This is a genomic window from Phenylobacterium sp., assembly GCF_030651185.1.
Classification (GTDB): Bacteria; Pseudomonadota; Alphaproteobacteria; order Caulobacterales; family Caulobacteraceae; genus Phenylobacterium.
Map to the genome: position 1 here is coordinate 440,299 of NZ_JAUSCJ010000022.1, position 26,657 is coordinate 466,955.

29 protein-coding genes are annotated in these 26,657 nt (G+C 69.1%); 19 read left to right on the forward strand and 10 right to left on the reverse strand.

Annotated elements, in window-relative coordinates; genetic code table 11:
• The first annotated feature begins 22 nt into the window (after positions 1 to 22).
• Positions 23 to 1,681 (forward strand): bifunctional diguanylate cyclase/phosphodiesterase, encoded by a 1,659-nt coding sequence (locus Q7J39_RS11025; protein ID WP_304824327.1) that lies wholly within the window; start codon positions 23 to 25, stop codon positions 1,679 to 1,681.
• A 131-nt stretch (positions 1,682 to 1,812) separates the two neighbouring features.
• Here the strand turns inward: Q7J39_RS11025 and Q7J39_RS11030 are convergent, their stop codons facing one another.
• Positions 1,813 to 2,379, reverse strand: coding sequence for a YqgE/AlgH family protein (locus tag Q7J39_RS11030; RefSeq protein ID WP_304824330.1), 567 nt, complete (start codon positions 2,377 to 2,379; stop codon positions 1,813 to 1,815).
• 115 nt (positions 2,380 to 2,494) lie between these two features.
• Here Q7J39_RS11030 and Q7J39_RS11035 point away from each other — a divergent pair, with 115 nt between their 5' ends.
• Complete coding sequence (locus Q7J39_RS11035; protein ID WP_304824334.1) at positions 2,495 to 2,977, forward strand: peroxiredoxin; 483 nt, start codon at positions 2,495 to 2,497, stop codon at positions 2,975 to 2,977.
• On the opposite strand, the gene Q7J39_RS11040 is transcribed toward Q7J39_RS11035, so the two are convergent.
• Positions 2,974 to 3,573 carry a DNA-3-methyladenine glycosylase gene (locus tag Q7J39_RS11040; protein WP_304824337.1) on the reverse strand — a complete coding sequence of 200 codons (600 nt, stop codon included), beginning with the start codon at positions 3,571 to 3,573 and terminating at the stop codon, positions 2,974 to 2,976. The two genes, Q7J39_RS11035 and Q7J39_RS11040, sit on opposite strands and share 4 nt — an antisense overlap.
• A gap of 14 nt (positions 3,574 to 3,587) precedes the next feature.
• Here Q7J39_RS11040 and Q7J39_RS11045 point away from each other — a divergent pair, with 14 nt between their 5' ends.
• The 4 genes from Q7J39_RS11045 (at position 3,588) to Q7J39_RS11060 (ending at position 6,715) form a co-directional block, all read left to right on the forward strand.
• Entirely contained in the window at positions 3,588 to 4,772 is a 1,185-nt protein-coding gene (locus Q7J39_RS11045; protein ID WP_304824339.1) for an amidohydrolase family protein, read from the forward strand.
• 68 nt (positions 4,773 to 4,840) lie between these two features.
• Positions 4,841 to 5,386: a sigma-70 family RNA polymerase sigma factor gene (locus tag Q7J39_RS11050; protein WP_304824342.1), complete on the forward strand. Its 546-nt coding sequence runs from the start codon at positions 4,841 to 4,843 to the stop codon at positions 5,384 to 5,386.
• Positions 5,376 to 6,017: a DUF1109 domain-containing protein gene (locus tag Q7J39_RS11055; protein WP_304824345.1), complete on the forward strand. Its 642-nt coding sequence runs from the start codon at positions 5,376 to 5,378 to the stop codon at positions 6,015 to 6,017. Before Q7J39_RS11050 ends, Q7J39_RS11055 begins: the two co-directional genes overlap by 11 nt.
• 188 nt (positions 6,018 to 6,205) lie before the next feature.
• The gene (locus Q7J39_RS11060; RefSeq protein WP_304824348.1) at positions 6,206 to 6,715 is read left to right on the forward strand and encodes a GNAT family N-acetyltransferase; all 510 of its coding nucleotides are present in this window, start codon (positions 6,206 to 6,208) and stop codon (positions 6,713 to 6,715) included.
• Between the two features lie 27 nt (positions 6,716 to 6,742).
• Here Q7J39_RS11060 and Q7J39_RS11065 read toward each other — a convergent pair whose 3' ends face one another.
• A complete protein-coding gene (locus tag Q7J39_RS11065) occupies positions 6,743 to 8,485 on the reverse strand; it encodes an acyl-CoA dehydrogenase (protein WP_304824351.1) in 1,743 nt (580 codons plus the stop codon).
• Positions 8,486 to 8,673: 188 nt separating this feature from the next.
• Here Q7J39_RS11065 and Q7J39_RS11070 point away from each other — a divergent pair, with 188 nt between their 5' ends.
• The 6 genes from Q7J39_RS11070 to Q7J39_RS11095 all read left to right on the forward strand — a co-directional run bounded on the left by Q7J39_RS11070 (position 8,674) and on the right by Q7J39_RS11095 (position 15,554).
• On the forward strand, positions 8,674 to 9,936 hold the full coding sequence (locus Q7J39_RS11070) for a YceI family protein (RefSeq protein WP_304824355.1): 1,263 nt from the start codon (positions 8,674 to 8,676) through the stop codon (positions 9,934 to 9,936).
• 17 nt (positions 9,937 to 9,953) lie between these two features.
• Positions 9,954 to 10,841 (forward strand): L-threonylcarbamoyladenylate synthase, encoded by an 888-nt coding sequence (locus Q7J39_RS11075; protein WP_304824359.1) that lies wholly within the window; start codon positions 9,954 to 9,956, stop codon positions 10,839 to 10,841.
• A gap of 25 nt (positions 10,842 to 10,866) precedes the next feature.
• Positions 10,867 to 12,276, forward strand: a complete 1,410-nt coding sequence (locus Q7J39_RS11080; protein WP_304824362.1) for an FAD-binding oxidoreductase — start codon at positions 10,867 to 10,869, stop codon at positions 12,274 to 12,276.
• 6 nt (positions 12,277 to 12,282) lie between these two features.
• Entirely contained in the window at positions 12,283 to 13,083 is an 801-nt protein-coding gene (gene yaaA / locus Q7J39_RS11085) for a peroxide stress protein YaaA (protein WP_304824365.1), read from the forward strand.
• A 65-nt stretch (positions 13,084 to 13,148) separates the two neighbouring features.
• Positions 13,149 to 14,651, forward strand: coding sequence for a carboxylesterase/lipase family protein (locus tag Q7J39_RS11090; RefSeq protein WP_304824368.1), 1,503 nt, complete (start codon positions 13,149 to 13,151; stop codon positions 14,649 to 14,651).
• Positions 14,652 to 14,705: 54 nt separating this feature from the next.
• A complete protein-coding gene (locus Q7J39_RS11095) occupies positions 14,706 to 15,554 on the forward strand; it encodes an SDR family oxidoreductase (protein WP_304824370.1) in 849 nt (282 codons plus the stop codon).
• 1 nt (position 15,555) lies between these two features.
• On the opposite strand, the gene Q7J39_RS11100 is transcribed toward Q7J39_RS11095, so the two are convergent.
• Positions 15,556 to 16,119 (reverse strand): peroxiredoxin family protein, encoded by a 564-nt coding sequence (locus tag Q7J39_RS11100; RefSeq protein WP_304824373.1) that lies wholly within the window; start codon positions 16,117 to 16,119, stop codon positions 15,556 to 15,558.
• Between the two features lie 148 nt (positions 16,120 to 16,267).
• Here Q7J39_RS11100 and Q7J39_RS11105 point away from each other — a divergent pair, with 148 nt between their 5' ends.
• Genes Q7J39_RS11105 through Q7J39_RS11115 form a run of 3 tightly spaced genes read left to right on the forward strand, consistent with a single transcriptional unit; the run spans position 16,268 to position 19,118 of the window.
• The gene (locus tag Q7J39_RS11105; RefSeq protein WP_304824376.1) at positions 16,268 to 17,053 is read left to right on the forward strand and encodes an SDR family NAD(P)-dependent oxidoreductase; all 786 of its coding nucleotides are present in this window, start codon (positions 16,268 to 16,270) and stop codon (positions 17,051 to 17,053) included.
• Positions 17,054 to 17,066: 13 nt separating this feature from the next.
• Positions 17,067 to 18,071 (forward strand): phosphotransferase family protein, encoded by a 1,005-nt coding sequence (locus tag Q7J39_RS11110; RefSeq protein ID WP_304824380.1) that lies wholly within the window; start codon positions 17,067 to 17,069, stop codon positions 18,069 to 18,071.
• Between the two features lie 9 nt (positions 18,072 to 18,080).
• Positions 18,081 to 19,118, forward strand: a complete 1,038-nt coding sequence (locus Q7J39_RS11115) for a nitronate monooxygenase family protein (protein ID WP_304824383.1) — start codon at positions 18,081 to 18,083, stop codon at positions 19,116 to 19,118.
• Between the two features lie 491 nt (positions 19,119 to 19,609).
• Here the strand turns inward: Q7J39_RS11115 and wrbA are convergent, their stop codons facing one another.
• The gene (gene wrbA, locus Q7J39_RS11120) at positions 19,610 to 20,209 is read right to left on the reverse strand and encodes an NAD(P)H:quinone oxidoreductase (RefSeq protein ID WP_304824386.1); all 600 of its coding nucleotides are present in this window, start codon (positions 20,207 to 20,209) and stop codon (positions 19,610 to 19,612) included.
• Between the two features lie 63 nt (positions 20,210 to 20,272).
• Entirely contained in the window at positions 20,273 to 20,971 is a 699-nt protein-coding gene (locus Q7J39_RS11125) for a pirin family protein (protein ID WP_304824389.1), read from the reverse strand.
• 119 nt (positions 20,972 to 21,090) lie between these two features.
• Between Q7J39_RS11125 and Q7J39_RS11130 the strand changes: the two genes are divergently transcribed.
• Positions 21,091 to 22,023, forward strand: coding sequence for a LysR family transcriptional regulator (locus Q7J39_RS11130; RefSeq protein ID WP_304824392.1), 933 nt, complete (start codon positions 21,091 to 21,093; stop codon positions 22,021 to 22,023).
• 4 nt (positions 22,024 to 22,027) lie between these two features.
• On the opposite strand, the gene Q7J39_RS11135 is transcribed toward Q7J39_RS11130, so the two are convergent.
• Entirely contained in the window at positions 22,028 to 22,516 is a 489-nt protein-coding gene (locus Q7J39_RS11135) for a hypothetical protein (RefSeq protein WP_304824395.1), read from the reverse strand.
• Positions 22,517 to 22,642: 126 nt separating this feature from the next.
• Here Q7J39_RS11135 and Q7J39_RS11140 point away from each other — a divergent pair, with 126 nt between their 5' ends.
• From Q7J39_RS11140 to Q7J39_RS11150, 3 genes are read left to right on the forward strand one after another with little or no spacing between them, the layout of a single operon-like run.
• Entirely contained in the window at positions 22,643 to 23,074 is a 432-nt protein-coding gene (locus Q7J39_RS11140) for a TIGR02301 family protein (RefSeq protein WP_304824398.1), read from the forward strand.
• Between the two features lie 32 nt (positions 23,075 to 23,106).
• Positions 23,107 to 24,078 carry an SPFH domain-containing protein gene (locus tag Q7J39_RS11145; RefSeq protein WP_304824401.1) on the forward strand — a complete coding sequence of 324 codons (972 nt, stop codon included), beginning with the start codon at positions 23,107 to 23,109 and terminating at the stop codon, positions 24,076 to 24,078.
• 4 nt (positions 24,079 to 24,082) lie between these two features.
• Entirely contained in the window at positions 24,083 to 24,547 is a 465-nt protein-coding gene (locus Q7J39_RS11150; protein WP_304824404.1) for an NfeD family protein, read from the forward strand.
• On the opposite strand, the gene Q7J39_RS11155 is transcribed toward Q7J39_RS11150, so the two are convergent.
• The 3 genes from Q7J39_RS11155 to thrB form a co-directional block, all read right to left on the reverse strand.
• On the reverse strand, positions 24,510 to 25,007 hold the full coding sequence (locus Q7J39_RS11155) for a MarR family winged helix-turn-helix transcriptional regulator (protein ID WP_304824409.1): 498 nt from the start codon (positions 25,005 to 25,007) through the stop codon (positions 24,510 to 24,512). The two genes, Q7J39_RS11150 and Q7J39_RS11155, sit on opposite strands and share 38 nt — an antisense overlap.
• Positions 25,008 to 25,227: 220 nt before the next feature.
• Positions 25,228 to 25,683: a ribonuclease HI gene (gene rnhA / locus Q7J39_RS11160; protein WP_304824412.1), complete on the reverse strand. Its 456-nt coding sequence runs from the start codon at positions 25,681 to 25,683 to the stop codon at positions 25,228 to 25,230.
• Entirely contained in the window at positions 25,680 to 26,645 is a 966-nt protein-coding gene (thrB, locus tag Q7J39_RS11165; protein WP_304824415.1) for a homoserine kinase, read from the reverse strand. Before thrB ends, rnhA begins: the two co-directional genes overlap by 4 nt.
• Positions 26,646 to 26,657: the final 12 nt, after the last annotated feature.

Genomic DNA, 26,657 nt, shown 5'->3' on the forward strand with positions numbered 1-26,657 from the left:
TGGCCAGAGTTAAGTCGAGGCGATGCCGAACGACCGTTGGATCTGGGACGCCACGACGACGCTTGAGGCGTTGGGCGCCGCCGACGTGGCCCTCTGGCTATGGGAGCCGGAACGCGACCGGCTGCGCATCACCGGCGCGTCGCGCGCCCTGGGCCTTGGCCCCCTTGCCCCTGAATGTTCGTCGGCCGCCATGCGCGCGCTGGCCATGCCCCAGGACCGGGCCCTGGCTGAAGACGTGCTGCGCGTGCAGGAGCCGGGCAGCGAGATCGCCGTACGCCTGCGGATGCGCTCGGGTGGCATCTGCATCTGGCGCGGTGTCTGGCTGGAGGAAGGGCTTCGCGCCGCCGGCGTCGTGGCGCCGGAGACCAAGTTCGCCGCCTCCGACGTCGACAAGCTGACCGGCCTGCTGGACCGCAAGAGTTTCATCGCCCAGGCCCGCGAGCGCCTGCAGACCCCGGGCCTCCACGAACTGGTGGTGGCCGACCTCGACCGTCTGCGCCGCCTGAACGAGGCCCTGGGCCACGAGCGCGCAGACCTGGTGCTGGCGGCGCTGGGCTCACGCATGGCCGCGGCCTTCCCGCCCGGCGTGCTGATGGCCCGGATCGGCGAAGACGAGTTCGCCCTGCTGACCCCTATCCGCGCCATCAGTGCGGCCGAGACCCTGCGCAAGGCCCTGGAGCAGCCCCTGCGGGTGGCCGGCTTCGATATCCACCCCACCCTCTCCATCGGCGCCGTCGAGGCCATGGGCGGCGACGAGGCGCCCGAGGCCGCCGAACTGCTGCGCCGGGCTGAGTTGGCGGTGGAATCGGCCAAGAGCAACGGCCGGGGCGGCGGGGCCGCCTATGGCCGCACCATGGAGACCGACGGCCTCTCGCGCCTGGCCCTGGAGAGCGACCTGCGCGGCGCCATCGGGCGCGGCGAACTGACGGCTTATTACCAGCCGATCGTGCGCCTCTCGACCGGGGCGCTGTCGGGCTTCGAGGCCCTGGTGCGCTGGAAGCACCCGCGCCTTGGCCTGCTGACCCCCGATCAGTTCCTGCCGCTCTGCGACGAGATGGGGCTGATGAGCGAGCTGGGCGCCCTGATGATGCGCCAGGCCGCCGAGCAACTGGCCGTCTGGCGCCGCGACCACCGGGCCGCCGGCGACCTGACCGTGGCGGTCAACCTTTCCACCGGCGAGATCGACCGGCCCGACCTGGTGTCCGACGTCATGCGCATCCGCCGCGACACCGGCCTTCCGCCGGGCGCGCTGAAGCTGGAGGTCACCGAGGGCGACGTCATGCGCGACCCCGACCGGGCCGCGGTGATCCTGGGCAACCTGCGCGAGGCCGGGGCGGCCCTGGCGCTGGACGACTTCGGCACCGGCTTCTCGTCGCTCAGCTACCTGACGCGGCTACCCTTCGACACCCTGAAGATCGACCGCTACTTCGTGCGCACCATGGCCACCAACGAGGGTTCGGCGAAGATCGTCACCTCGGTGGTGAAACTGGGCCAGGACCTGGACTTGGAAGTCGTCGCCGAGGGCGTGGAGAACGCCCAGATGGCCAAGGCCCTGCTGGCGGTGGGCTGCGACTACGGCCAGGGCTTCGGCTACGCGCCGGCCCTGTCGCCGCAGGAGGCCGAGGTCTATCTCAATGAAAGCTATGTCGACGGCGCGGCGCCGGTGAAGGCGCGGGGCTGATCCCCGAGTGTCATCCCGGTTTCGCGCAGCGAAGACCGGGACCCATACTCATTGATCTTTCCGGCACGCCCCGTGCGTCTGGGTCCCGGACAAGTGCTACGCGCTCTCCGGGATGACACCTTTGGTGCGCGCTACGCCCGGCCCGCCTCCGCCGTCAGCAGGCTCGCATCGACGCCCAGCTTGGCCAGGGCCTTGGTCCATTTTCGGTCGTGGTCGGGGTCGAAGATCAGGCCTTCGTCGGCGGGACAGGTGAGCCAGACGTTTTCGCGGATCTCATATTCCAGTTGGCCTGCCCCCCAGCCGGCGTAGCCGAGCGCCAGCAGGGCGCGGCGCGGGTGATTCTCGGCGCCCATGGCCTCCAGGGCCTCGCGGGTGGGGGTGAGCGCGACGCCGCCGCCCAACTCGATGCTGTGGTCGCCGGCGCTGTAGTCGTCGGTGTGGACCACGAAGCCGCGCTCGCGCTGCACGGGCCCGCCGATCAGCACCAGGTCGGGCGGGATCTCGATCTGCGCCTTCACGTCGAGGCGTTTCAGCAGGTCGGGCACGGTCAGGCCCTCGACGGGCCGGTTCACGGCGATGCCCATGGCGTGGGTCTCGTCGTGGGCGCAGACCAGCACCAGGGCGCGCTCGAAGCGCGGGTCGCCGATGCCGGGCATGGCGATCAAGAGCTGGCCGCAAAGGAAGGTGGCGTCGTCCATCTTCCCTAGTTTGAAGGCGAACGCGGCGCTTTCAAGTCTCGACCCCAGAAGTTCTGCGTTGAACGCCGCCCTGGCGGGTTTATCTGGTTTCCAACGCCATCACGGGAGAGAGACCATGACCATCAAAGTCGGCGACAAGCTGCCCAGCGCCAACCTCATCGCCGGAACCGCCGAAGGTCCCAAGCCCACCACCACCGACGAGATTTTCGGCGGCAAGAAGGTGGCCTTCTTCGCCGTCCCCGGCGCCTTCACCCCCACCTGCTCGGCCAAGCACGTGCCCGGCTACAAGGACCTGGCGGGCGACATCAAGGGCAAGGGCGTTGACGCCATCGTCTGCCTGTCGGTGAACGACGCCTTCGTCATGAAGGCCTGGGGTGAGAACCAGGGCGTGCTGGACACCATCCAGATGATCGCCGACCCGGCCGGCGACTTCACCAAGGCCGTGGGCCTGGACATGGACGGCTCCAAGTTCGGCCTGGGCCTGCGTTCGCAGCGCTATTCGATGATCGTCGAGGACGGCGTGGTGAAGGAGCTCAACGTCGAGGCGCCCGGCGAATTCAAGGTCTCGGCCGCCGACTACCTGCTGGCCCAGCTCTAGACCGACTTCGGGAACGGCCGGCTCAGGAATTTCGAGCCGGCCAGACCGTAGCGCCAGGGGGTCTGCACCCCCTTGGTGAGGCCGATCCGTGGGCCCACCACGATCTGCCAATCCTGCATCGAAGGTTCCAGGGCGAAGGGCGGTTTGTCCAGCGGCGCCTCGTCGTGCTCACGGGAGATGGCCAGGGCCTGGCACAGGCGTCCCGGCCCGGCGCAGAGCAGGCGCGCGGCTTCGGCACCGCGCCGTTCACGCATCAGATCGAGGCCGCTCATCGGCTCCAGGGCGCGGATCAGCACCGCGCTGCCCGGCGTGTCGCCGCAGACGAAATTCAGGCACCAGTGCAGGCCGTAGGCGCGGTAGACATAGGCTCGGCCGATGGGACCGAACATGGCGGCGTTGCGCGGCGTCGGGCCATTGAAGGCGTGGCTGGCGGGGTCCTCGTGGTGATAGGCCTCGGTCTCCACGATGCGGCCGCCGACCCCGTCCACGGTGAGGATCGTGCCGATCAGGTCCCGCGCCACGGCCGCGGGATGCCGCGCGAACAGCTTGACGCCGGGTTCGCTTGGGTCCGAACTGGGGACAAGAAAAGAACTCATCAGGGAAGAACGCCATGCCTTATGTTGAGGGCCAGACCATCCACGACGCCGACAGTCATGTCATGGAGCTTCCCGGGGCCATCCTCCCCTATGTGGAGGCCAAGCACCGCGACGAATTCGCCGCCAAGACCGCCAAGAAGAACACCCTCGTCGAATGGTCGGCCAAGGCCCAGGCCCTGCACGACGACCCGGAGTTCCGCGCGGGCGACGAAGCCAACCTGCTGCTGCGCAAGAACTTCCAGGCGATGGGGTCGTTCCGCAACGCCGACCGGCCCAAGGCGCTGGACCTGCTGGGCTTCACCAGCCAGCTGGTCTTCACCACCGCCGCGCTCGGAAACTACGGGCTGGAGGAGATGGGCGAGGTGGAGCTCGCCGTCGCCGGCGCCCGGGCCCACAACCGGATGATGACCGACTTCTGCGCGGTGGACCGCCGCCTGCTGGCCACCGGCTATGTCACGCTCGTCGATCTCGACCGGGCCGCCGACATCGCCCGCGAGGCCATCGAGATGGGCTGCAAGGGTCTGATCATCCCCTCGCGCCACCCGCCGCACCATTCCCCCAGCCACAGCGGCCTCGATCGCCTGTGGGCGGTGGCCCAGGAGGCCGGCGTGCCGATCCTGTTCCACGTCGGCGGCGAGGAGAAGATGCACGAGGCCTATCTGGAGAACGGCGGGGCCCGCGTGCTGGACTTCCACGGCGGGGCGGAGAACTTCACCTCGCTGACCTTCATGGCGATCCCGCTGTCGGTCTGGCAGAGCCTGTCGGCCCTGGTGATCGACGGGGTGTTCGACCGCTTCCCGAACCTGAAATTCGGGGCCATCGAGCTGGGGGCCTCGTGGCTGCCCAGCCTGATGCGGTTCATGGACTCAGGCGCCGCGGCCTTCGGCAAGGAGGAGCGGCTGCAGAAGCTTTCAGGGAAACCCAGCGAAATCCTGCGCCGCCAACTGCGGGTGACCCCCTATCCGCACGAGGACACCGCCTGGATCATCGCCAATTCGGGCCCGGAGATGTGCCTGTTCTCCTCGGACTTCCCGCACATCGAGGGCGGCCGCAATCCGCTGAAACGGTTCAACGATGCGCTGGAGGGCGCCTCGGACGCCGCCAAGCGTGGCTTCTACCGCGACAACTTCATCGACCTGATGGGCAAGGGACTCGACCCCAGCCTGCGCGATCACCCGGCGCTGATGGCCGCGGAGTAGGCCGAGGCCGCGGGCTCCGCTAGGCTGGCGTAACCAATCCTCCCGGCCCTGCGTACCTGAGACGACACGTGGACCAGACCGAAGCACGACTGCGGGCCTTGATGCTCGCCGGCCTGGCCGGCGACGCCGCGGCGCATCGCGCTCTGCTGGCCGAGCTGGGCCGGCTGCTGCGGCGCTACTATGCGCGGCGGCTGGGCTTCGGAGCGCCGGAGGCCGAAGACCTCGTCCAGGAAACCTTGATCGCCGTGCATACCCGTCGCGCCACCTATGATCCGCAGCAGCCCTTCACCGCCTGGGCCTATGCGATCGCGCGCTACAAGATGATCGACCATCTGCGGCGAATGAAGGTGCGGCCCTCTTCGCCCCTGGAGGAGGCCGGCGACCTGTTCACCGACGGCGGCGCCGAGGACCTGGTGGTCAAGCGCGATCTCGACCGCGTGCTGGCGCAGGTCTCGGCCCGCACCGGCGCCCTGATCCGCGACGTGAAGGTCGAGGGGCTGTCGACCCGCGAGGCCGCCGAGAAGCATGGTCTGTCAGAGACCGCGGTGAAGGTCGCCGTCCATCGCGGCCTGAAGGCGCTGACCTCCAAGTTCGGAGGCGGCCGTGAAGACTGACGACCTGATCGAAAAGCTGTCGGCTGGGCTGGAGCCCGCGTCCCCTTGGTGGGTGACGCGGCGCATCCTGATCGGCCTCGGTTGCGGGGCCTTGTTCTCGGCCCTGCTGATGATCGTCTGGCTGGGGGTGCGGCCCGATCTGATGGACGCCATGACCGGGACGATGTTCTGGATGAAGTTCGGCTACACCCTGGCCTGCTCGGCGGTGCTGGTCGCGGCCCTGATCCGGGTGGCGCGGCCGGGCGGATCGATGGGCTCGCTGGCCTGGGCCCTGGCGGCGCCCTTCGCCCTGGTGGGGGGCATGGCGCTGTGGCGGCTGGCCAACGCCGAGCCGGTCATCCGCTATGGGATGCTGATGGGGGATTCCGCCGAGGTCTGTCCCTGGCGGATCGCCGTCCTCAGCCTTCCGATCTTCGCGGGCGCGGTCTGGGCGCTGCGGGGACTGGCCCCCACGCGACTGGTGCTATCGGGCTTCGTGGCCGGCGGCTGCGCCGGGGCCATGGGCGCCTGGATCTACGCCTTCCACTGCAACGAGAGCGCCGCGGCCTTCGTGGCCCTCTGGTACACGGCGGGTATGGCTGTGGTGGCGTTGCTGGGGGCGCTGGCGGGGCGGCGGTTGCTGCGGTGGTGAGCCAACTCGCCCCCCGTTGACCCTCCCACGGCGACGCCGTAGCCTCGCCGCATGTCAACCATTGCGTGACCCTGACGCCGTGCTCCGCACGGTGTCGCCAGCCTCCATCGCGGACCGCGCAAGCGGCCGCATTGCTGCGTCATGCCCGTTGAAGGACTTCCCCATTGAAAACCAGCCCACCGTCTGGCGTGGAGCGCCTGCGCATTGAGCCCGAGCGTCCCGGTGACGCGAACGAGATCAGCCAACTCACGACCACGGCCTTCGCGCCGATGCCGTTCAGCGACGGCGACGAGGCCCGCGTCATTGACGACCTGCGCGCGGCCGGGGCCCTGACCATCTCCCTTGTCGCGGTCACCGCCGAGGGCGAGCTGGTTGGCCATATCGCCTTCTCTGGTGTCCGTATCGACGGCCAACCAGGCGACTGGTACGGGCTCGGGCCGGTCTCGGTCGCGCCGCCGATGCAAGGGCAAGGGGTCGGCAGCGCCCTGATCGCCAACGGATTGGATCGCCTGAGAGGCTTGGACGCCGCGGGATGTGTTCTGCTGGGAAACCCGGACTACTACCGCCGCTTCGGGTTTCTGAGCGACCCCACGCTCACCTATCAGGGCCAACCCAATCGGTACTTCCAGCAGCTCGCCCTGAAGGGCCCGCCCGCGAGAGGGGACGCCAGCTTCCATCCCGCGTTCGATCCGCCCTGATGGGTCTCGCCGGATCGTGAGTCCGCCCTAGCCGCCCAGGGCATGCGCGCTGACCGCCTCATAGTCGGCCGCGCCTTCCATGACCCCTTCGGCCAGGCCCGGCGCCTGGGCCAGGACCTGGGCTGAGTAGACGCGGGCCAGGGCGGCCTTGCTGGCCGACCAGTCGTCAGTGGCGTCCACGAGGGCGAGGGCCTGGAGGCCCAGCATCCAGCCGCCCAGCACATCGCCGGCCAGCTTCAGATAGGGCGTGGCGCCCGACAGGGCGTTGGGGCCCTTGTTGGCGAGGATCCAGTCGGTGGCGCGTTCCAGGGCCGCGACGCCGGCCTCCAGACGGGCGCCGACGGTCTCGAGACCGGGCATGCCGGACAGCGCGTTCGCGGTCTCGTGCATCTCGGCGGCCAGGGCGTCCATGACGCCGCCGTTCTCCATCGGCGCCTTGCGGCCCACCAGGTCGATGGCCTGGATGCCATTGGTGCCCTCGTAGATCGGGGCGATGCGGGCGTCGCGATAGTGCTGCGCCGCGCCGGTCTCCTCGATGAAGCCCATGCCGCCGTGGATCTGCACCCCCATGGAGGCGACCTCCACGCCGATATCGGTGGACCAGGCCTTGGCGATGGGGGTGAAGAGTTCGGCGCGGGCCTTGGCCACGGCGCGGGCGGCCTCATTGGGCGCCAGCCGGGCCACGTCGTTCAGCACGCCGGTGGACAGGCAGATGGCGCGGGCGGCCTCGATCTTGGCCTTCATCAGCAGCAGGGAGCGGCGGATGTCCGGGTGGCCGTAGATGGCGCCGTCGGACGTCCAGGCGGCGCGGCCCTGCTTGCGTTCCTGTGCGAAGGCCAGGGCCTGCTGGAAGGCGCGCTCGGCGATGGCCACGCCCTGGACGCCCACCTGCAGGCGGGCGGCGTTCATCATGACGAACATGTGGGCGATGCCATTGTTGAGCTCCCCCACCAGCTCGGCCTGGGCGCCTTCGAACAGCATGACGCAGGTGGGCGAGCCGTGAATGCCCAGCTTGTGCTCGATGGAGCCGGCCCGCAGGTCGTTGGGATCGCCGAGGTTCCCCTCGTCGTCCACCAGCCGCTTGGTGGCCAGGAACAGGCTGATGCCCTTCACCCCCGCAGGCGCGTCGGGCAGGCGGGCCAGGACCAGGTGGCAGATGTTGTCGGCGGCGTCGTGGTCGCCCCAGGTGATGTAGATCTTCTGGCCGTGCAGGCGGTAGCCGCCCTGGCCGTCGGGCTCGGCCCGGGTGGTGACGGCGGCGAGGTCGGAGCCCGCCTGCGGCTCGGTGAGGTTCATGGTGCCGGTCCACTCGCCGGAGACCAGCTTGGGCAGGACCAGACGCTTCTGCCGCTCGGTGCCGTGCAGGGCCAGGGCCTCGATGGCGCCCTGGGTCAGCATCGGGCAGAGGCCGAAGGCCATGTTGGCGGCGTGGACCATCTCGAAGACCGCCAGGCCGAGCGCGCCGGTCAGCCCCTGGCCGCCATATTCCGGATCGGCCGACAGGGCGTTCCAGCCGCCGGCCACAAAGGCCTGATAGGCGGCGGCGAAGCCCGGCGCGGCGGTCACCTTGCCGTTGGCGTACTTGGCGCCCTGCGTGTCTCCCGTGCGGTTGAGGGGGGCGAGCTCGCTCTCAACGAAGGCGCCGGCGGCCTCCAGCACGGCGACAACGGTGTCCTCGTCCAGGTCGGGGAAGGCCTCCCCCATCAGGGCCGAGTGACCCACCGTCTTGAGGGCGAAGGCGAGGTCGCGGACCGGGGCGCGGAAGGTCATGGGCGGCTCCTGAGAAGTACGGTGGGTGTCTACCCCGATGCCCTGGGGTGCGCCAAGGCGGAGGTGTCACGGCTTCGTGAGGCCCGCGCCGCTTTTCAGCCGCGCTCGGCTCGGACCATCCTCTGGGCTGGCAAGGAAAACGCGATGATCCCGGTGACGCCTTCGATCTGCTGTTCGAGGTGGGGTTCGTGAAGACCCAGGATCGCTACAGAACCCCCGCCATCGTCCTGCACTGGCTGATCGCCGCGGCGATCCTGTTCCAGATGCAGCTGCCCTGGCGCTTCCACGGCCTGAAGACGCCGGAAGCCTTCGCGCTGATCCAGCTCCACAAGTCGGTGGGGATCACCATCCTGGTGCTCAGCCTGGCGAGGCTCGGCTGGCGCCTGGCCAACCCGCCGCCGCCGGAGCCGGAGACCCTGGCGCCCTGGGAGCGGTGGCTGTCGCAGACCGTCCACTGGGGCCTCTACGTCCTGATGATCGGCATGCCGATCACCGGCTGGATCATGGTCTCCACCAGCAAGACCGGCATTCCGACGGTGCTGTGGGGCGCGATCCCCTGGCCGCACGCGCCGGGCTTCGCCGCGATGGCGTCTGCGGGCCGCGAGGTCTGGAACGGCGTCGCCCAGGAGACCCACGAACTGCTGGGCTGGGGCTTCTACCTCCTGATCGGCCTGCACGTGGCCGGCGCCCTGAAACACCAGCTGTTCAGCCGCGACGAGCCGGTCCTGGCCCGCATGGTGCCGGGCGCGGTGGCCGGCCGCTGGCTGGAGCCACGCCTGGCGCTGATCGCTCTGGGGGTCGTCTTCGCCATCGGCGGCGCCTGGCTGATCCATCCGAAGCCCACCGCCTCCGCGCCCCTGCCGCCGCCTCTCGTCCAGACCGCCGAGCCGGTGACGCCCGTCGTCACGCCGGCCGCGGTTCCGGCGCCGATCGCCGAGGTGGCCGCAGCGCCGGCCGAGGCTTCGAAGTGGACCGTCGCCAAGAGCTCGACCCTTGGCTTCTCCACCTCCTGGGGCGGCCAGGCGCTGGAGGGCCGGTTCGACCAGTGGACCGCCGACATCGCCTTCTCGCCGGACGCGCTGGACCGCAGCCACGTCAAGGTGACCATCGACCTGGCCTCCGTCGCCACCGGCGATCCGCAGCGCGACGTGGCCCTGCCGGGCGCCGACTTCTTTGACGTGGCGCAGCATCCCAGGGCGATCTTCACCGCCGACCGGTTCGAGGCCGCCGGTCAGAACCGCTATGTCGCCCACGGCAAGCTCGCCCTGCGCGGGGTCACCAAGCCGGTGCGGCTGCCCTTCACCCTGAAGATCGACGGCGACAAGGCGCGCATGAGCGGTGTAACCAGCCTCGACCGGACCGCCTTCGGCGTGGGGCAGGGCGAGTGGCAGGCGACCGATCAGATTCCAGCTCAGGTGAAGGTGAGCGTGCAGCTCACGGCGACGCGCTAGACGCGGCGCTCGCGGCTTTGCGCGCGGGCGCGCTGGTCATCCTGCCCACCGAGACCGTCTACGGCCTGGGCGCAGATGCGGCCAACCCCGCCGCCGTGGCCGCCATCTATGAGGCCAAGGGCCGACCGCGGTTCAATCCGCTGATCAGCCACGTGGCCGATCTCGCGACAGCCGAGCGGCTGGCGGTGTTCGACGACCGGGCGCGCAAGCTGGCGGCGGCCTTCTGGCCGGGGCCGCTGACGCTCGTCTTGCCCATCGCGACCGACACCGTGGTCTGCGACCTGGCCCGCGCCGGGCTGGAGACCGTGGCGATCCGCGTCCCCGCCCATCCGGTGGCCCGGAAGCTGCTGGTTCGGTTCGGTGGCCCGGTGGTGGCGCCGTCGGCCAACCGCTCCGGACGGCCCAGTCCCACCACCTTCGCCGACGCGGTGGACGAGACGGGCGACAAGGCCGCCGCCGCCCTCGATGGCGGTCCCTGCGCCGTGGGTCTGGAATCCACCGTCGTCGCCCTGCTGGACCGGCCGCGCCTGCTGCGGCCGGGGTCGGTGACCCGCGACCAGATCGAGGCGGTGATCGGGCCGCTGGCCGAAGCGCAGGACGACGCCAAGCGCTCGCCCGGTCGGATGGCGCGGCACTATTCGCCGGAGGCCCCGGTGCGCCTGAACGCCGACGCGCCCGCGCCGGGCGAGGCCTATCTCGCCTTCGGGCCCACGAGGGCGACCGGCAATGTCCTGAACCTCAGCGCCTCGGGCGACCTGCGCGAGGCCGCCGCCAACCTGTTCGCCTTCCTGCGCGCCGCCGACCGCACCAAGCCCGCGGCCATCGCCGTCGCGCCCATCCCCGCCGAGGGCCTGGGGGAGGCCATCAATGACCGCCTGATCCGCGCGGCGGGCTTTGTCGGCTAGGGCCTTCGGGAGTAGGCTGAGCGCCATGACCATCTCCGTTCCTGCCGATGTCCTGTCCCGCCTGAAGGCCGTGCTCGGCGAGGGCGGGTGGAGCCAGGACCCTGAGCGCCTGGCGCCCAAGCTGCTGGAATGGCGCGACCGCTGGAAAGGAACCACGCCCTTCCTGGCCCTGCCGAAAACCACGGCGGATGTTTCTGCGATCGTCGGCGTCTGCCATGAGGCGGGCGTGCCGATCACCACCCAGGGCGGCAACACCGGTCTGGTGGGCGGCCAGATTCCGCAGGGCGAGATCCTGCTCTCCACCGAACGGCTGTCGACCATCCGCGATGTGGACGCCTTCGACGACGTGATCGTGGCCGAGGCCGGGGTGACCCTGGCCGCGGTGCATGAGGCGGCGCTGAAGGTGCGGCGGCGGTTCCCCATGGGCCTGGCCTCGGAGGGCACGGCCACCATCGGGGGGATCGTCTCCACCAACGCCGGCGGCACGGCGGTGCTGCGGTATGGCAACACCCGGGACCTGGTGCTGGGGATCGAGGCGGTCCTGCCCAATGGCGAGATCTGGAACGGCCTGAAACGGCTGCGCAAGGACAACACCGGCTATGACCTGAAGCAGTTGTTCATCGGCGGGGAGGGGACGCTGGGGGTCGTCACCGCAGCGTCCCTGAAGCTGTTCCCGATCCTGTCCAGCCGCGCCACGGCCGTGGCGGCGGTGGAGTCGCCGGAGGTGGCGATCCAGCTGCTGGTGCGCGCGAAAGAGGAGGCTGGCGGCGCCGTCGAGGCCTTTGAACTGATGGGCCGGCGCGGGGTGGCGTTCGTGCTGAAGAATATTCCGAACCAGCGCGACCCGCTGCACCGCGAGTATCCATGGTATGTGCTGATCGAGATCGCCTCGGGCGAACCCGGCGCGGCGGAATCGGCCATGGAGCGGCTGCTGGGCAAGGCCCTGGAGGACAGCCTGATCCTCGACGCCGCCATCGCCCAGAGCGAGGCCCAGGCCCAGGCCTTCTGGTCGGTTCGCGAGAACCAGTCGCCGGGCCAGAAGCCCGAGGGCGCGACCTGGAAGCACGACATCTCGGTCCCCGTCAGCCAGGTGGCCAAGTTCATCGGTGAGGCGACGGCGGCCATGGAGGCCTTCGCCCCCGGCTGCCGCATCACCGCCTTCGGCCACGTCGGCGACGGCAACATCCACTACGACGTGATCCGCCCCGAGGGCGGCGACGACGCGGCGCACTCGGCCAAGCGCAATGAGGGCTCGCGGATCGTCCACGATATCGCCGCGGGCATGGGCGGCTCGATCTCCGCCGAGCACGGGCTGGGGGCGATGAAGACCGAGGAGGCCCGGCGCTACAAAAGCCCGGTGGAGGTTGCGGCGCTGAGCGCGATCCGGCAAAGCCTGGACCCCAAGCGGATCATGAATCCCCGCGTCTTCTTCTGAGCCGCCATGCTGATTGTCCTGTCCCCCGCCAAGGCGATGAACTTCGCCGCGCCGGACAAGCCCCTGCCGATGACCACGCCGCAGATGGGGGAGGATATCGCCCTGCTGTCGGAGACCACCCGCAAGCTGACGGTGGCCCAGCTGAAGCGGCTGATGAGCCTGTCGGACAATCTGGCCGAGCTGAACCGCGAGCGTTTCCAGGCCTTCGATCCGGCCATGGAGGAGGGGCTGCAGGCCGCCTTCGCCTTCAACGGCGACGTCTATATGGGCTTCAAGGCCCGTGAGTTGGACAAGAAGGCGCTGGCCTTCGCCCAGAACCACGTCCGCATCCTGTCAGGACTTTACGGTCTGCTGCGGCCCCTCGACGGCATCCAAGCCTACAGACTTGAGATGGGGACGCGGCTGAAGACCCAGCGCGGTCCCAGCCTCTACGCCTTCTGGGGCGACAAGGTCGCCCTGGCGCTGAACGAACAGTCCGCCGGCCACCGGGATCCGACCCTGGTGAACTGCGCCAGCCAGGAATATTTCGGCGTGGTGGATATGAAGGCCCTGACGCTGCCCGTCGTGAATGTCCGCTTCGTGGAAGAGAAGGACGGTGAGTCCCGGGTGATCAGCTTCTTCGCCAAGCGGGCCCGCGGCGCCCTGGCGCGCTACGCGGTCGACCACCGGATCACCAAGGCCGCCGACCTGAAGGCCTTCGACACCGACGGCTACAAGTTTCAGCCTCAGGCCTCCAGTGAGGCTGAGTGGGTGTTCGCCCGCCCGCAGCCGCCGCTGGTCAAGGCGAAGGCCACCGCCGACGCTTGACGCAGCGTCCGGCGCGCCGGATGTTCTTTCTAGGGGGCAGTATGGCTCCCGAAGGGGAGAACGCCATGAGTAAAGCCGCCACGCTCGACGCCACGGTCAAGACAAACGCCGGCTGGGTCGAGGGGCTGACGCGCGGCCGACACATGGCTTTCTACGGCATCCCCTATGCCGCCGCGCCCACCGGCCAGACCCGGTTCCGCGCGCCCAAGCCGGCCGGCGCCTGGGCGGGCGTGCGCAAGGCGACGGAGAAGGGCTATGCGGCCTTGCAGACCGCGCACTTCATTCCGGGCTTCGCGGCCAGCGGACCCCAGGATGAGGACTGCCTGAACCTCAACGTCTTCACCCCGGCGGCCGACAGCGGCAAGCGGCCGGTGATGGTCTGGATTCACGGCGGCGGCTTTACCCACGGGGCGGGCTATGAGCCGCTCTATGACGGCGGCCCGCTGGCCGAGCGCGGCGACGTCGTGGTGGTGTCGCTGAACTATCGCCTGGGGGCGCTGGGCTTCCTGTCGATCCCCGAGGCGGGCATTCCCGGCAACGCCGGCCTGCTGGACCAGGTGGCGGCGCTCAAGTGGGTGGCCGACAATGTCGCCGCCTTCGGGGGCGATCCCGACCAGGTGACCATCTTCGGCGAGTCGGCGGGGTCGGCGGCGGTGGCCTGCCTGGTGGCCATGCCGGCGGCCAATGGGCTGTTCAAGCGCGCCATCCTGCAGAGTGGCGTGGGCCGTGCCGGTGCGCCCGAGGTCGCCGCCAAGGCGGCCGACAAGCTGCTGGCGTGCCTGGGGCTGGACCGCAGCCAGGTGGTGGACCTGTTCGAACTGCCCGCCGCCAAGATCCTGGAAGCTCAGGCTTCCGGCGGCTTCGGGCCTGGCATGGGCTTTGGTCCGACGCGCGATCCGTCCACCCTGCCGCAGGACCCGATGAAGGTGGTTCGCGACGGCGGAGCCGCCGACATCGGCCTGTTGATTGGCTCCAACCGCGACGAGGTGAAGCTGTTCGTGCCCGGCCGGCGTGAGCCGCTGACCGACGAGGCGCTGGCGGCCGCTGTGCGTGTCCGTCTCCCGAAGGCAAGCGAGGATCAGGCTCGCGAGCTGATCGAGGTCTACCGCGCCTCTCGCCAGACCAAGGGCCTGCCCGCCGACAATCTCGACCTCATCGACGCCATCGGCAGCGACCTGCAGTTCCGCATCGCGTCGACCAAGTTCGCCGCGTCCCAGACGCCGCACAACCCGGCCTGGCTCTATCTCTTCACCCATGTGTCCCCGGCCCGCCGCGGCGCGCTCGGCGCCTGTCACGCCCTGGAGATGCCCTTCGTGTTCGGCACCACCAAGATCGAGGGCCAGGTGAATTTCGCCGGCGCGGGCCCGGAGGTTGAGCGGCTGGAGGGCGAGATCATGGACGCCTGGATCGCGTTCGCCCGCACCGGCAATCCCAACCACCGGGGCCTGCAGGCCTGGCCGGCCTACGACGCCGCCACTCGGGACACCATGGTGTTCGACACCGCCGCGGCCACCGTGCAGTCCGATCCCTTCGGGGAGGAGCGCAGAGCTCTGGAGGCGCTGCTCTAGCCGCGCTAGGGTTCCCCCCGCGTGGCCGAACCGAGCCGCCGAGGGGGATATCAGATGGCGAAAGACAGCAGCGGACCGGTGGTGCTGATCACCGGGACCTCCACGGGCGTGGGCCTGCACACCGCCATCGCCTTCGCCCGCGCCGGCTATGTGACCATCGCCACCATGCGCGACACCTCCAAGAAGAAGGCGCTGCTGGCGGAGGCCAAGGCCGCCGGGGTGAAGGTCAAGGTGGAGAAGCTCGACGTCCAGAAGAGGAAGTCCATCGAGGCCTGCGTCGAGAAGGTGATCCGCAAGCATGGCGGCATCGACGTCCTGGTGAACAACGCCGGGGCCGGCTTCCTGGGCAGCCTGGAGCAGACCACCGACGCCGACCTGGAGCGGACCATGGGGGTGAATTTCTTCGGGGTCTGGCGGATGACCAAGGCGGTGTTCCCGCACATGCGCGAGCGCGGTTCGGGGCGGATCATCTCGGTGACCAGCGTTGGCGGCCTGATCGGCCAACCCTTCAACGACGCCTACTGCGCCGCCAAGTTTGCCGTCGAGGGGATGATGGAGTCCCTGGCGCCCCTGGCGCGGCGCCTGGGCGTGCAGGTCAGCCTGATCGAGCCTGGCCCCATCAACACCGAGTTCGTCAACAGCGTGCGGTCGGTGAGCGACCTTTCGGCCTATGCCCCGCCCTATGACGCCATCGTCGCGAAATACATGGGCGCCAGCACCGGAGTCTTCGCCCAATACGGCCAGACGGGCGCCGAGGTGGCCGAGGTGATCCTGGGCGCCGCCACCGCCGAGACGCCGGACTTCCGCTACATCACCTCGGACTTCGCCAAGCAGGTGGTGGGGCCCAAGGTCGTGGACCCCACCGGCAACACCGTGGTCGAGGCCTTCGCCAGCAGACTGTAGACTATTTCTTCAGGCCATCGACGGCCGCCAGAACCACGTCGACCGGCGGACGAGTCTTGTAGCCTTCCTCGGCCAGCTTGGCCTGGACGACACCGCGCGGTGAGATGACGAAGATCGCCGGCACGGGCACGCCGTAGGCGAAGCTTTCGGGCTTGTACTGCGGGTCGCGCAGCTTGAAGGCGTCGATGGTCGCTGAGCCCGTATCGGAGAGGAAGGCGTAGGGGATCTCCCGCTGTTCGGCGAAGCGAGTCAGGACCTCGGGTGAATCGTAGCTGAGGGCCACCAGCCGGTAGCCGCGCTCGGCCAGGGGCGCCTTGGCGGCCTTCAGGTCGATGAGTTGCTTCTGGCAGTAGGGGCACCATTTCGCAGACCGGACGAAGACCAGGACCACACCGTTCCTGTCCGACAGGCCGGCGACGGTCACCGGCTTGCCCGCCAGGTCGCGGGCCGAGATCGGCGGAACCCTGGACCCCACCGCGGGGCCGGGATCAAAGGCGGCGGCGGCGGCGGCGGCGGCGGCGGGCCAGGCCAGCAGCAGGGCGGCGAACAAAGGTGCGAGCTTCATCGGGTGTCTCCGGCCGCCAACAGGGCGGGTCACATCCTGGTTCGCGCCGAGGCCAGCGAAGGTTTCAACGCGACCTCGGCGCTTGACGGACCGGGCGTCAACCCGGCCTCTGTCCTCCCAACAAACAAGACAAATGGGAGCAGACGCCATGGCCTACAAACCCTTCGACCTGACCGGCAAGGTGGCCCTTGTCACCGGTGGCAATGGCGGCATCGGCTTCGGCATGGTCGAGGCCCTGGCCCAGTCCGGCGCCGACGTGGTGATCTGGGGCTCCAACCCCAAGAAGAACGCCGACGCCGAGGCGAAGCTGAAGGGCGTCGGGGTCCGGGTCCTGACCCAGGTGGTGGACGTCGCCGACGAGCATGCGGTCAAGGCGGGCATGGCTCAGGCGATCGCCAAGATGGGTCGCATCGACACGGTGATCGCCAATGCCGGGATCGGCGGCGGCGCGCCCTCGTTCTCGGAGTTCTCCACCGAGATGTACCGCAAGGTGCTGTCGGTGAACCTGGACGGAGTGTTCTTCACCTTCCGCGAGGCCTGCAAGCACATGGTCGAGCGGGCCGGCTCCGGCGACAAGGCCGGTGGTTCGCTGGTGGTGATCTCCTCGCTGTCGGCCCTCGACGGCGCCCCGAAGAACGAGGCCTACGCCGCCACCAAGGGCGCCGTGATCTCCATGATTCGCGCCATCGCCGTGGAGCACGCCCGCTACGGCGTGCGGGCCAACGCCATCCTGCCCGGCTGGATCGCCACCGACATGACGGCCGGCGCGCAAGGCAACGACAAGTTCAACGACGCGGTGATTAAGCGGGTCCCGGCCCGCCGCTGGGGCCAGCCGGCGGACTTCGGCGGCATGGCGGTCTACCTGGCCTCGGACGCCTCGTCCTTCCACACCGGCGACAGCTTCCTGATCGACGGTGGGTACGGCGTCTTCTGAGGATGCGGCGCGGATGAGCCCACGCGCCTACTCCGCCCGCCTGGGGGAGATTTCTGACGCCCAGTTCCAGCAGGCGCTCGACCGGCTGGGCCTGGGCGAGATTCGCCAGGCCCGCGCCGTGCCCTTCGGCCTGTTCGGACAGAACGTCTTCCTGACCACCTCGCGCGGTGAATTCATCTTCCGCGGCGCTCAGCACGGCGACTGGCAGTTCGCCAAGGAGGTGTTCTTCGCGCGTCTGTTGGCGGAGCACACCACCGCGCCGGTCGCCTGGCCGCAATGGCTGGAGACTTCGCCGGAGACCTTCGGCTGGCCCTACATCCTCGCGCCGCGCCTGCCGGGATTGGCTCTGGCCGACCCGCAGGTGATCGCAGCCTTGTCGATGGACGACCGGCTGCAGATCGCCCGCGCCCAGGGTGAGACCCTGGCGGCGCTGCAGGCCCTGACCTGGGCGGCGGCGGGCGATTTCGACCTCGCCGCGGGTGGCGTCGTGCCGTTCGAGGGCGGTCACATCGGGCATCTGGTCGGCGAGGTGCGAAAGCTGATCGCCGACGCGGACGTCTCCGGCTCGCTGACCGCCGAGGACCACGCCTGGATCGAAGGCGTATTGGACCAGGCCGCCTCCGCGCGCGACGCCGAGCCTTCCGTATATCTGCACAATGATTTCAGCCTCAACAATGTGCTGGCTGAGCGGCGCGACGGCGCCTGGGCGATCACCGGCGTCGTGGACCTGATGACCTCGACCTTCGGCGGCGGCGAGGCCGACCTCTGCCGTCAGGCCGCCAACTATCTGGACCAGGACCCGGCCCTGACGGCGGCCCTGATCGGGGCCTATCGTGGGGCGGGCGGCGGCGGCCTGGACGCGCAATCCCGCGCGCCTTTGTACGTGGTCTATGAGCGCCTGCTGCTCTGGGAATACTTCACCCGCCCGCCGCAGCGCGCCGACTGGACGGCTGGCAAGACCTTCAGCGGCTGGGCGCGGCGATATGTGGACCGGCTGAGCGCCCTGCTCCGAGCCTGACCCAGGGTCATGGTTTCCTTCGCAACGCTGCGGCGCCATCCTGCGATCAACGAGATTTCGGGAGAAGACGCCATGACCCTGCACACCCCACTTTGCGACCTCCTGGGGGTCAAGCATCCAATCATGCTGGCCGGCATGGGGGGCGTCTCCTATGCCGAGCTGGTGGCCGCGGTCTCCAATGCCGGGGGCTATGGCGTGCTGGGCATGGCCGGCCGATCGCCGGAGTTCATCCGCGACGAGATGCGCAAGGTCAAAAGCCTGACCGACAAGCCCTTCGGCGTCGACCTGCTGGCGGCCTCGCCTGAGAGCCTGACGGCCTCGGTGGAGATCATCATCGAGGAGGGCGCCTCCAGCTTCGTGGCCGGGCTGGGCGTGCCCATGCCGATCATGGAGAAGCTGAAGAAGGCCGGCCTGACGGTCATGGTGGTCTGCGGGGCGGTGAAGCACGCGGTGAAGGCCGAGCAGGCCGGCTGTGACGCGGTGATCTGCCAGGGCGGCGAGGGCGGCGGCCATACCGGCCTGGTGGGCACCATGCCCCTGGTGGCCCAGGCGGTGGAGGCCGTGAAAATCCCGGTCGTGGCGGCCGGCGGCCTCTATGACGGCCGTGGCCTGGCCGCGGCCCTGACCCTGGGCGCGGTCGGCGTCTGGATGGGCACCCGCTTCATCGCCAGCGACGAGGCCCATGCCGGCGAGCTCTACCGCCAGACTATCGTGGAAGCCGCCGACGAGGACACCGTCCGCACGCGGTCCTATTCCGGCAAGCCGATGCGGGTGCGCAAGAACCCCTATGTCGAGGACTGGGAAACCCGTCCCCAGGACATCCAGCCCTTCCCCATGCAGGCCATGCTGTCGAGCCAGGCCGGCGTCATGGGCGGCATCGGCGGCCAGATCGAGGGCCTCGACCCTGACAAGTCCTGCTTCGCCATGGGCCAGTCGGCGGGGGGCATCCACGAGGTGCTGCCGGCGGCGCAGATCGTGGCCAACCTGATCTCAGAGGCCGAGACCGCGCTCAGCCGGGCGAGTAGGCTGGTGAAGGTCACCGCCTGATTTTCACGCGCCCGTCGTGGGGAGGACGTGAGGTCAGGCCCGTGTCCTGACCATGCGGTTTGGCCTCGCCTTCCAGACCCAGCCGAACCGTTGCCTGACGCGACCGAACGCCCCCCGCAGCCGCGCCCGAGATATACCCAGGGTTTCCGAAATCCGGCGAGCATCGATCCTAGGCTGAAGGAGGCGGTCTATGGCGAGCACGCGTCCAGCCTGCTGCTGGTGGACTATGACCTGCTGGCCGCGCCGGCCAAGGTCATGGACCTGATCTACGACTTCCTGGGCGCGCCGCGCTTCGCCCACGACTTCGACAACGTCCCTGATCCGGGGCTGGATCGCGGGCTGGACTCCAAAGGTCATCGCAGACTGCGATCAGGGTGGAGGCGCGGGTGTGTGCGCGCGCCTCCACCCCTCGCGGGCCGCCGGGCTGGGGGTCAGCCTGGGCGGCGGGGGCCGTCATCCTCCCGGGGGAGGTCGGAACGACGGCCTGTCGGTCAGGCCGCCAGCTTGGCGGCGGTCTGGGCGATCTTGCGGCCCTGATAGCGGGCGCCGGTGAGTTCGTTCTCGCTGGGCTGACGCGAACCGTCGCCGCCGGCGATGGTGGAAGCTCCGTAGGGGCTGCCGCCGGTGATCTCATCGACGGTCATCTGGCCGGCGTGGCCGTAGTCGAGGCCGACGATCACCATGCCGAAGTGCAGCAGGTTGGTGATGATCGAGAACAGGGTGGTCTCCTGGCCGCCGTGCTGGGTGGCCGTCGAGGTGAAGGCGCCGCCGACCTTGCCGTGCAGGGCGCCCTTGGCCCACAGGCCGCCGGCCTGGTCGAGGAAGGCCGCCATCTGAGAGGGCATGCGGCCAAACCGGGTGCCGGCGCCGATGATGATGGCGTCGTAATTGGCCAGGTCCTCGATCCTGGCGATGGGGGCTTCCTGGTCGAGCTTGAAGTGGGCGCCCTTGGCGATCTCTTCCGGCACGGTCTCGGGGACGCGCTTGATGTCCACCGTGGCGCCGGCCTCGCGGGCGCCTTCGGCCACGGCCTTGGCCATGGTTTCGATGTGCCCGTAGGCGGAGTGATAGAGGACGAGGACCTTGGTCATGGCGATGTTCCTGGGGAGAGGAAGGGGAGGGGCCGCCCCGGTTTTCACCGGGGCGGGAAGGATCTAGGCTGCGTCGACGAGGACGAGTTCGGCGTCCTCCAGGGCGGTGACGCGGACCGTGGCCTCATCGCGGATGGCGGCGCCGTCGCGGGCCTGCAGCGTGACGCCGTTGACCTCCACCGAGCCGGTGGCGGGCACCAGGTAGCCGAAGCGGTCGGCGCCCAGCTGGTACTCGGCGGTCTCGCCGGCCTTCAGGGTGGCGGCCACGACGCGGCCGTTGGTGCGGATCGGCAGGACATCGGTGTCGCCTTCGACGCCGCTGGCCAGGGTCACGAACTTTCCGGCCCGATCACCCTTGGGGAAGGGCTTGGCGCCCCAGCTGGGGGCTCCGCCGGTCTTGTTGGGCTGGATCCAGATCTGGAACAGGGTGGTGGGTTCGTTCTCCAGGTTGAACTCGGCGTGGCGGATGCCCGACCCCGCGCTCATCACCTGGACGTCGCCGGCCTCGGTGCGGCCTTCGTTGCCCAGGCTGTCCTTGTGGGTGATGGCCCCGGTGCGGACATAGGTGATGATCTCCATGTTCGCGTGGGGGTGCGGCGGGAAGCCGGAGTTGGGCGCGATCTTGTCGTCGTTCCAGACCCGCAGCGGGCCCCAGCCCATGCGCTTGGGATCGTGGTACTCGGCGAAGGAGAAGTGGTGCTTGGCGTCGAGCCAGCCGTGGTTGGCGCCGCCGAGCGAGTCAAAGGATCTGCGTTCGATCATCTCGAGGTCTCCTGTGTCTGGTGAGGAACGCGTCGGCCGCGTCGCTGTCGAGATCAAGGTAGCCATCCCTGGGCATTCTGAAATAGAAACGATGGAAACAAATCGTTTCAGGAATCGTCATGGCTAAACTTCCCGACTTCGAGGCCTGGGCGGTGTTCGCCAAGGTGGCCGAGACCGGCGCCTTCTCCCGCGCCGCCACGGAACTGGAGCTTTCGAAGGCCACGGTCTCCAAGGCCGTGTCACGGCTGGAGCAGCGGCTGGGGACGACCCTGTTCCACCGGACCTCGCGCAAGCTGGCCCTGACCGAGAGCGGCCGCACGGCCCTGGAGCGCGCGTCCCGCATCCTGGCCGAGGGGGAGGCGGTGGAGGCCGAGGCCGCCGCCCAGTCGGCGACGCCCCAGGGCTTGGTGCGGCTGGCCGCGCCGATGTCTTTCGGCACGCGGCACCTGGCGCCCCTGCTGCCGGAGTTCCTGCGGCTGTATCCGGAGGTCTCCATCGACCTCAGCCTCAGTGACCAGAAGGTGGACCTGGTGGGGGAGGGCTTCGACCTGGGCCTACGGATCGGCAACCTGGCCGACTCCTCGCTGCTGTCGCGCAAGCTGTGCGGCGTGCGGCTGGTGCTTGTGGGATCGCCGGCCTATCTGGCCCAGCACGGGCGGCCCGAGCATCCCCGCGACCTGCTGTTCCACAAGGCCCTGACCTACGCCTACGTCCTGACGCCGGAGGTCTGGACCTTCGTCCACCCGACGCAGGGCACGCAGTCGGTGACGGTTTCCGGCCCGCTGAAGGTCAACAATGCTGACGCCCTGATCCCGGCCCTACGCGAGGGGATGGGCCTGGCCCTGCAGCCGGAATTCATCGTCTGGCCCGAGCTGGCGGACGGATCCATAGAGTCGGTGATGTGCGAGTGGCGGACCCCACCCATCGCCCTGCACCTGGTCTCGCCGCCAGGACGGCTGCGGCCGGCGCGGGTGCGGGTGCTGTACGACTTCCTGGCCGCACGGCTGTCGACGGCGGCCTGGGCGGTGGTCGAGGAATTGGAGGGAGCCTAGCCCCTCAGTCCCCCACCGTCTTTGTGAACGCGCCGAAGTTCCCGAGGCACCCCTGCCAGACGCCCACGTGCTGCTTCACCTCCTCGGCGGTCATCCGCAGGTTCACCAGGGTGGCGTAGGCGACGTTGGGCTTGCCGTCGTCGGCGAGGAAGGCGCGGCAGGCGACCTGATCCTTGTTGAAGCTGTTGATCTGGCCAAGCGACACGCCCTTGGTCGAGAAGGCGGTGGAGAAGATCAGGGCGCGGCAGGCCTTCCCCCTGGCGTCGCAGTCGACGTACTGGGCGCCGAAGTCGCCGCCCGGCGTGGTGACGTTGAGAAAGACCACAGTGGCCTCCGTCCTGGCGATCTGCGCCTTGGCGTCCATCGTCTTCAGCAGGGTGATCAGGGCCGCAGGATCGCGCACATCGAAGGGCCCCGCGGGCTTGGCCGGCGTTGCGGCGTGGGCGGCGACCGCCAGGGCGGCGATGGCGGTGGCGAGGAGGGCGGTGCGCATGACAGGTCCTTGGATCGACTCGACCGGGATTTAGCCGTTTTCCGCGCATCCGGCGGCAGGAGAATGGCGCTCGCCTTGTGCGCGCGACGGGATGACAAAATCGTCGATCTTCCCTTAGATGAGCCCATGCGCCGTCTGCTGCTCATCCTCGCGCTCAGCGCCGTGGCCTTCCCGGTCGTCGCCCAGGATCGCAGCCCGGCCCTGCGCCAAAACCTTGTGGACCTGGCCTATGTGCTGGGGGAGAGCCACGCCCTGCGTCAGGCCTGCGCGGGCCCCGAGGATCAATACTGGCGCACGCGGATGATGAACCTGGTCAGCAACGAGAAGCCTGATGCGGCCCTCGACGGCCGGCTGAAGGAAAGCTTCAACACCGGCTTCGCCTCCCGCCAGAGCGAATTCCAGGCCTGCACCCCGGCCAGCCGCCGCGCCGAACTGGCCGCCGCCAACCACGGGCTGGATATCTCCAAGCGCCTGGCCAAGGTGATGATCAAGACCGAGCGCGAGCCGCTGCCCACCATCTTCGAGATGAACGCGACAGGCGAACAAGCTCCGCGCTAAACTCCCCGGACGTACAGTCGGGAGATCTCGTCATGGCCGCCGCGACCATCGCGTCTATCGCCTTCCTCATCCTGGCCCTGGTCATTGTGCTGGGCGCCATAAAGATCGTGCCCCAGGGGCGCGAGTACACGGTGGAGCGGTTCGGCCGCTACACCCGCACCCTCAAGCCCGGCATCTCCTTCCTCACCCCCTTCGTCGAGGGCGTGGGCCGGCGCATCAACATGATGGAGCAGGTGCTGGACGTGCCGCGCCAGGACGTGATCACCAAGGACAACGTCTCGGTCCAGGTGGACGCCATCGTCTTCATCCAGGTGATGGACGCCGCCGCCGCCGCCTACCGGGTGACCAATCTCGACTACGCCATCACCCAGCTGACCATGACCAACCTGCGCACCGTGGTGGGCAACATGGAGCTGGACGAGGTGCTGAGCCAGCGCGACCAGATCAACACCCGCCTGCTGGACGTCATCGACCAGGCCACCAGCCCCTGGGGCGTGAAGGTGGCGCGCATCGAGATCAAGGACCTGCAGCCGCCGCCGGACATCACCAACGCCATGGCGCGTCAGATGAAGGCCGAGCGCGAACGCCGGGCGGTGATCACCGAGGCTGACGGCGAGAAGCAGGCGGCCATCACCGTGGCCGAGGGCGCCAAGCAGGCCGCCATCCTGCAGGCCGAGGGCCGCCGCGAGGCGGCCTTCCGCGACGCCGAGGCCCGCGAACGGGCGGCGGGCGCGGAGGCCGAGGCCACCAAGCTGGTGTCCGACGCCATCGCCAGCGGCGACGTCAACGCCATCAACTACTTCGTCGCCCTGAAATACGTCGAGGCCTTCGCCAAGCTGGCCGAAAGCCCGCAGCAGAAGACCGTCATCGTGCCCGCCGACATGGGCTCGCTGGTGGGCTCCATCGCCGGGATCGGCGAGCTGGTGAAGTCGATCTCGTCCGACAGCCCGCCGCCGCGTCCGCCCGCGCCCCGCGCCACGGCGGTTCCCAGGGCGGGGAGCTGATCGGATGGAGGGCCTGATCCAACTGGTGATGGAAAATCCCTTCTGGGTCTGGGCCGCCATCGGCGCCCTGATCCTGGCGACCGAGGTCTCGACCGGGTCCGGCTGGCTGCTGTGGCCGGCGGCCAGCGCCGCGGCCGTCGCCGTGGCGGCCCTGCTGTTCCCGCAGCTGGGCTGGGTCGGGGCGGTCGGCCTCTATGCCGGCCTGACCATCGTCACCACCCTGATGGCGCGCCGCTTCTGGCCGTCCCGGCAGCCGGGCGACGCCGAGGACATCAACGACAACAACGCCCGGCTGGTGGGCCATCACGGCAAGGCGGTCGCCGATTTCCGTGACCGTTCGGGCCGGGTGTTCATCGACGGCAAGGAGTGGGCGGCCGAACTGGATGACGACGCGATCCTCACCTCCGGCGGCCCGGTGGAGGTGACCGGCGTCAGCGGGGCGCGGCTGCGGGTGCGCCCAGCTCGCTGATTTCCGACAGGAAGACCCGCAGAGCCTTGAGGAACGGCGTCACCGCGCGGAACTCGTCATCGGTGAAGCCCTCGCGCAGGGCCTCGGTCTTGGCCTTCATGTCCTTCATGATGGCGTTGGAGGCCTCGAGTCCGGCACGGGTGATTTTCACACGCTTCTTGCGGCCGTCGTCACAGTCGGCGAGCACCACCACAAAGCCCATCTTCTCCAGCTTGTGGAGGATGTTGGTGATGGCGCCCTTGGTCAGCAGCATCAAGCGGGCGAGTTCGGCCGGGGTCTGGCCATCGCCGTAGCGCAGGAACCATTGCAGCATCTCGAACTGCGCGTGGGTCATACCCTCGGGCAGGTGCTTGGTCACCGCCGCGCGCAGATAGTGCTCAATGGCGCCGATCTCCGTGAAGACCTCCACATAGGGCTGATCCTGCACGGCGGGTGTGTGGCGAGGGGTTGGCGTCGGCATCCGCGCCTCCATAACGTTCACTGTTGAACGATATGGGTGGACGCTGCTCCAGCTTCAATAGGCGCCTGCAACAATGCGCGTCGGGCGGGTGAACCGGCCTCCACTTGAGCCTGACGCGCTAGATCACGATGCGCTCAGATGGAATCGTCTGAGCGTTGAATCGTGATCTAATTTCAAAGTTATAGAGCCGGATTCAGGCTTCGAGAGAAGCCAGCCGGCTCTAGGCCCGCGCTTTCATCAGGGCTTCCTTCAGCCCCTTGCCCGCCAGGAAGTCGGCGTGCTCGTTTAGTTCGTGGCCGGCGTGGCCCTTGACCCAGCGCCAGTCGACCGTGTGGCGGTCACGGGCGGTGTCGAGCCGGCGCCACAGGTCCTCGTTCTTCACCGGCTTCTTGTCGGCGGTCTTCCAGCCGCGCTTCTTCCAGCCGTGGATCCACTCCGAGATGCCCTTCATGACGTAGGTGCTGTCGGTGTGCAGTTCGACGACGCAGGGCTTGGTGAGGGCCTCCAGCGCCTGGATCGCCGCCATCATCTCCATGCGGTTGTTGGTGGTGTCAGGCTCCCCGCCGCAGATGTCCTTGCGGTGGCCGCCGGAGATCAGCACCGCGCCCCAGCCGCCGGGCCCCGGATTCCCCGAGCAGGCGCCGTCGGTATAGATCACCACCTTGCTCTCGCTCACGCCTGATCTCCGAAGAGGACGAGGTCGGGCGCCTCGCGGTGAACCGCCAGCTTGCGCTCATACTCCAGCGGGTCCTTGGGGCGCACCAGGGCGCCGGCCGGGGTCGAGCCCCAGGCCTCGAGCCGGGTCAGGAAGAACCGCATCGCCGCGCCATGGGCCAGGACCGGCAGGGCCTGACGCTCGGCGGCGCTCAGCGGCCGGTGGGTCTCGTAGCCCGCCACCAGGGCCCGGGCGCTGGTGATGTTGAAACTGCCGTCGGCCTCGAAGCACCAGGCGTTCAGGGCCACGGCGATGTCGTAGGCCAGGGTGTCGACGCAGGCGAAATAGAAGTCGATGGCCCCGGCGAACCTACCCCCTGAGAAGAAGACGTTATCGGGGAAGTAGTCCTCGTGGATGATCCCCTGCGGCAAACCTTTCGGCCAGGCCTTGGCCAGCCGGTCCAGGTCCGCCCCGATGGTGGCGGCGAGGCCGGGCTTCAGGGCCTCGGCGTCGGCCTTGAGGGTGGCGAACAGCGGCGCCCAGGCCGCCTGGCCCAGGGCGGGCGCTCGCGTGCCGGGGAAACCCTGGGCGGCCAGATGCAGCCGCGCCAAGCCGTGGCCGGCCTCGCGGCAGTGGGCGGCGGTGGGGCGGCGGACCGATAGGCCGGGCAGAAATTCGATGATGGCGGCCAGCTTGCCACGGACGTGCTTGATGGTCTCGCCGTTGCGGTCGGCGACCGGGGCGGCGCACGGGTAGTCGTGCTCGGCCAGCCAGCGCATCAGGTCCAGGAAGAACGGCAGTTCTTCCGCCTTCATGCGCTTCTCGTAGACGGTCAGGAAATAGCGCCCGACCGTCGTCTCCAGCATGAAGTTGGAGTTCTCCACCCCCTCGGCGACGCCCTTGAACGCCACGGCGGTCCCGAGGTCGAAGTCGGCGAGCAGGAGGGCGAGCTCCTCATCGTTGATGTCGGTATAGACGGCCATGCGGGGCTCGGG

What these genes read in the sequence shown, in the direction of transcription:
- Q7J39_RS11045 (WP_304824339.1), top strand. Translation starts at nt 3,588, where the DNA reads ATGCCTTATGTTGAGGGCCAGACCATCCACGACGCCGACAGTCATGTC.
- Q7J39_RS11035 (WP_304824334.1), top strand. Translation starts at nt 2,495, where the DNA reads ATGACCATCAAAGTCGGCGACAAGCTGCCCAGCGCCAACCTCATCGCC.
- Q7J39_RS11065 (WP_304824351.1), bottom strand. Translation starts at nt 8,485, where the DNA reads ATGACCTTCCGCGCCCCGGTCCGCGACCTCGCCTTCGCCCTCAAGACG.
- wrbA (WP_304824386.1), bottom strand. Translation starts at nt 20,209, where the DNA reads ATGACCAAGGTCCTCGTCCTCTATCACTCCGCCTACGGGCACATCGAA.
- Q7J39_RS11080 (WP_304824362.1), top strand. Translation starts at nt 10,867, where the DNA reads ATGACCATCTCCGTTCCTGCCGATGTCCTGTCCCGCCTGAAGGCCGTG.
- Q7J39_RS11145 (WP_304824401.1), top strand. Translation starts at nt 23,107, where the DNA reads ATGGCCGCCGCGACCATCGCGTCTATCGCCTTCCTCATCCTGGCCCTG.
- Q7J39_RS11140 (WP_304824398.1), top strand. Translation starts at nt 22,643, where the DNA reads ATGCGCCGTCTGCTGCTCATCCTCGCGCTCAGCGCCGTGGCCTTCCCG.
- yaaA (WP_304824365.1), top strand. Translation starts at nt 12,283, where the DNA reads ATGCTGATTGTCCTGTCCCCCGCCAAGGCGATGAACTTCGCCGCGCCG.
- Q7J39_RS11095 (WP_304824370.1), top strand. Translation starts at nt 14,706, where the DNA reads ATGGCGAAAGACAGCAGCGGACCGGTGGTGCTGATCACCGGGACCTCC.
- Q7J39_RS11090 (WP_304824368.1), top strand. Translation starts at nt 13,149, where the DNA reads ATGAGTAAAGCCGCCACGCTCGACGCCACGGTCAAGACAAACGCCGGC.
- thrB (WP_304824415.1), bottom strand. Translation starts at nt 26,645, where the DNA reads ATGGCCGTCTATACCGACATCAACGATGAGGAGCTCGCCCTCCTGCTC.
- Q7J39_RS11155 (WP_304824409.1), bottom strand. Translation starts at nt 25,007, where the DNA reads ATGCCGACGCCAACCCCTCGCCACACACCCGCCGTGCAGGATCAGCCC.
- Q7J39_RS11040 (WP_304824337.1), bottom strand. Translation starts at nt 3,573, where the DNA reads ATGAGTTCTTTTCTTGTCCCCAGTTCGGACCCAAGCGAACCCGGCGTC.
- Q7J39_RS11150 (WP_304824404.1), top strand. Translation starts at nt 24,083, where the DNA reads ATGGAGGGCCTGATCCAACTGGTGATGGAAAATCCCTTCTGGGTCTGG.
- Q7J39_RS11105 (WP_304824376.1), top strand. Translation starts at nt 16,268, where the DNA reads ATGGCCTACAAACCCTTCGACCTGACCGGCAAGGTGGCCCTTGTCACC.
- Q7J39_RS11030 (WP_304824330.1), bottom strand. Translation starts at nt 2,379, where the DNA reads ATGGACGACGCCACCTTCCTTTGCGGCCAGCTCTTGATCGCCATGCCC.
- Q7J39_RS11110 (WP_304824380.1), top strand. Translation starts at nt 17,067, where the DNA reads ATGAGCCCACGCGCCTACTCCGCCCGCCTGGGGGAGATTTCTGACGCC.
- Q7J39_RS11135 (WP_304824395.1), bottom strand. Translation starts at nt 22,516, where the DNA reads ATGCGCACCGCCCTCCTCGCCACCGCCATCGCCGCCCTGGCGGTCGCC.
- Q7J39_RS11100 (WP_304824373.1), bottom strand. Translation starts at nt 16,119, where the DNA reads ATGAAGCTCGCACCTTTGTTCGCCGCCCTGCTGCTGGCCTGGCCCGCC.
- Q7J39_RS11025 (WP_304824327.1), top strand. Translation starts at nt 23, where the DNA reads ATGCCGAACGACCGTTGGATCTGGGACGCCACGACGACGCTTGAGGCG.
- Q7J39_RS11130 (WP_304824392.1), top strand. Translation starts at nt 21,091, where the DNA reads ATGGCTAAACTTCCCGACTTCGAGGCCTGGGCGGTGTTCGCCAAGGTG.
- Q7J39_RS11125 (WP_304824389.1), bottom strand. Translation starts at nt 20,971, where the DNA reads ATGATCGAACGCAGATCCTTTGACTCGCTCGGCGGCGCCAACCACGGC.
- Q7J39_RS11115 (WP_304824383.1), top strand. Translation starts at nt 18,081, where the DNA reads ATGGTTTCCTTCGCAACGCTGCGGCGCCATCCTGCGATCAACGAGATT.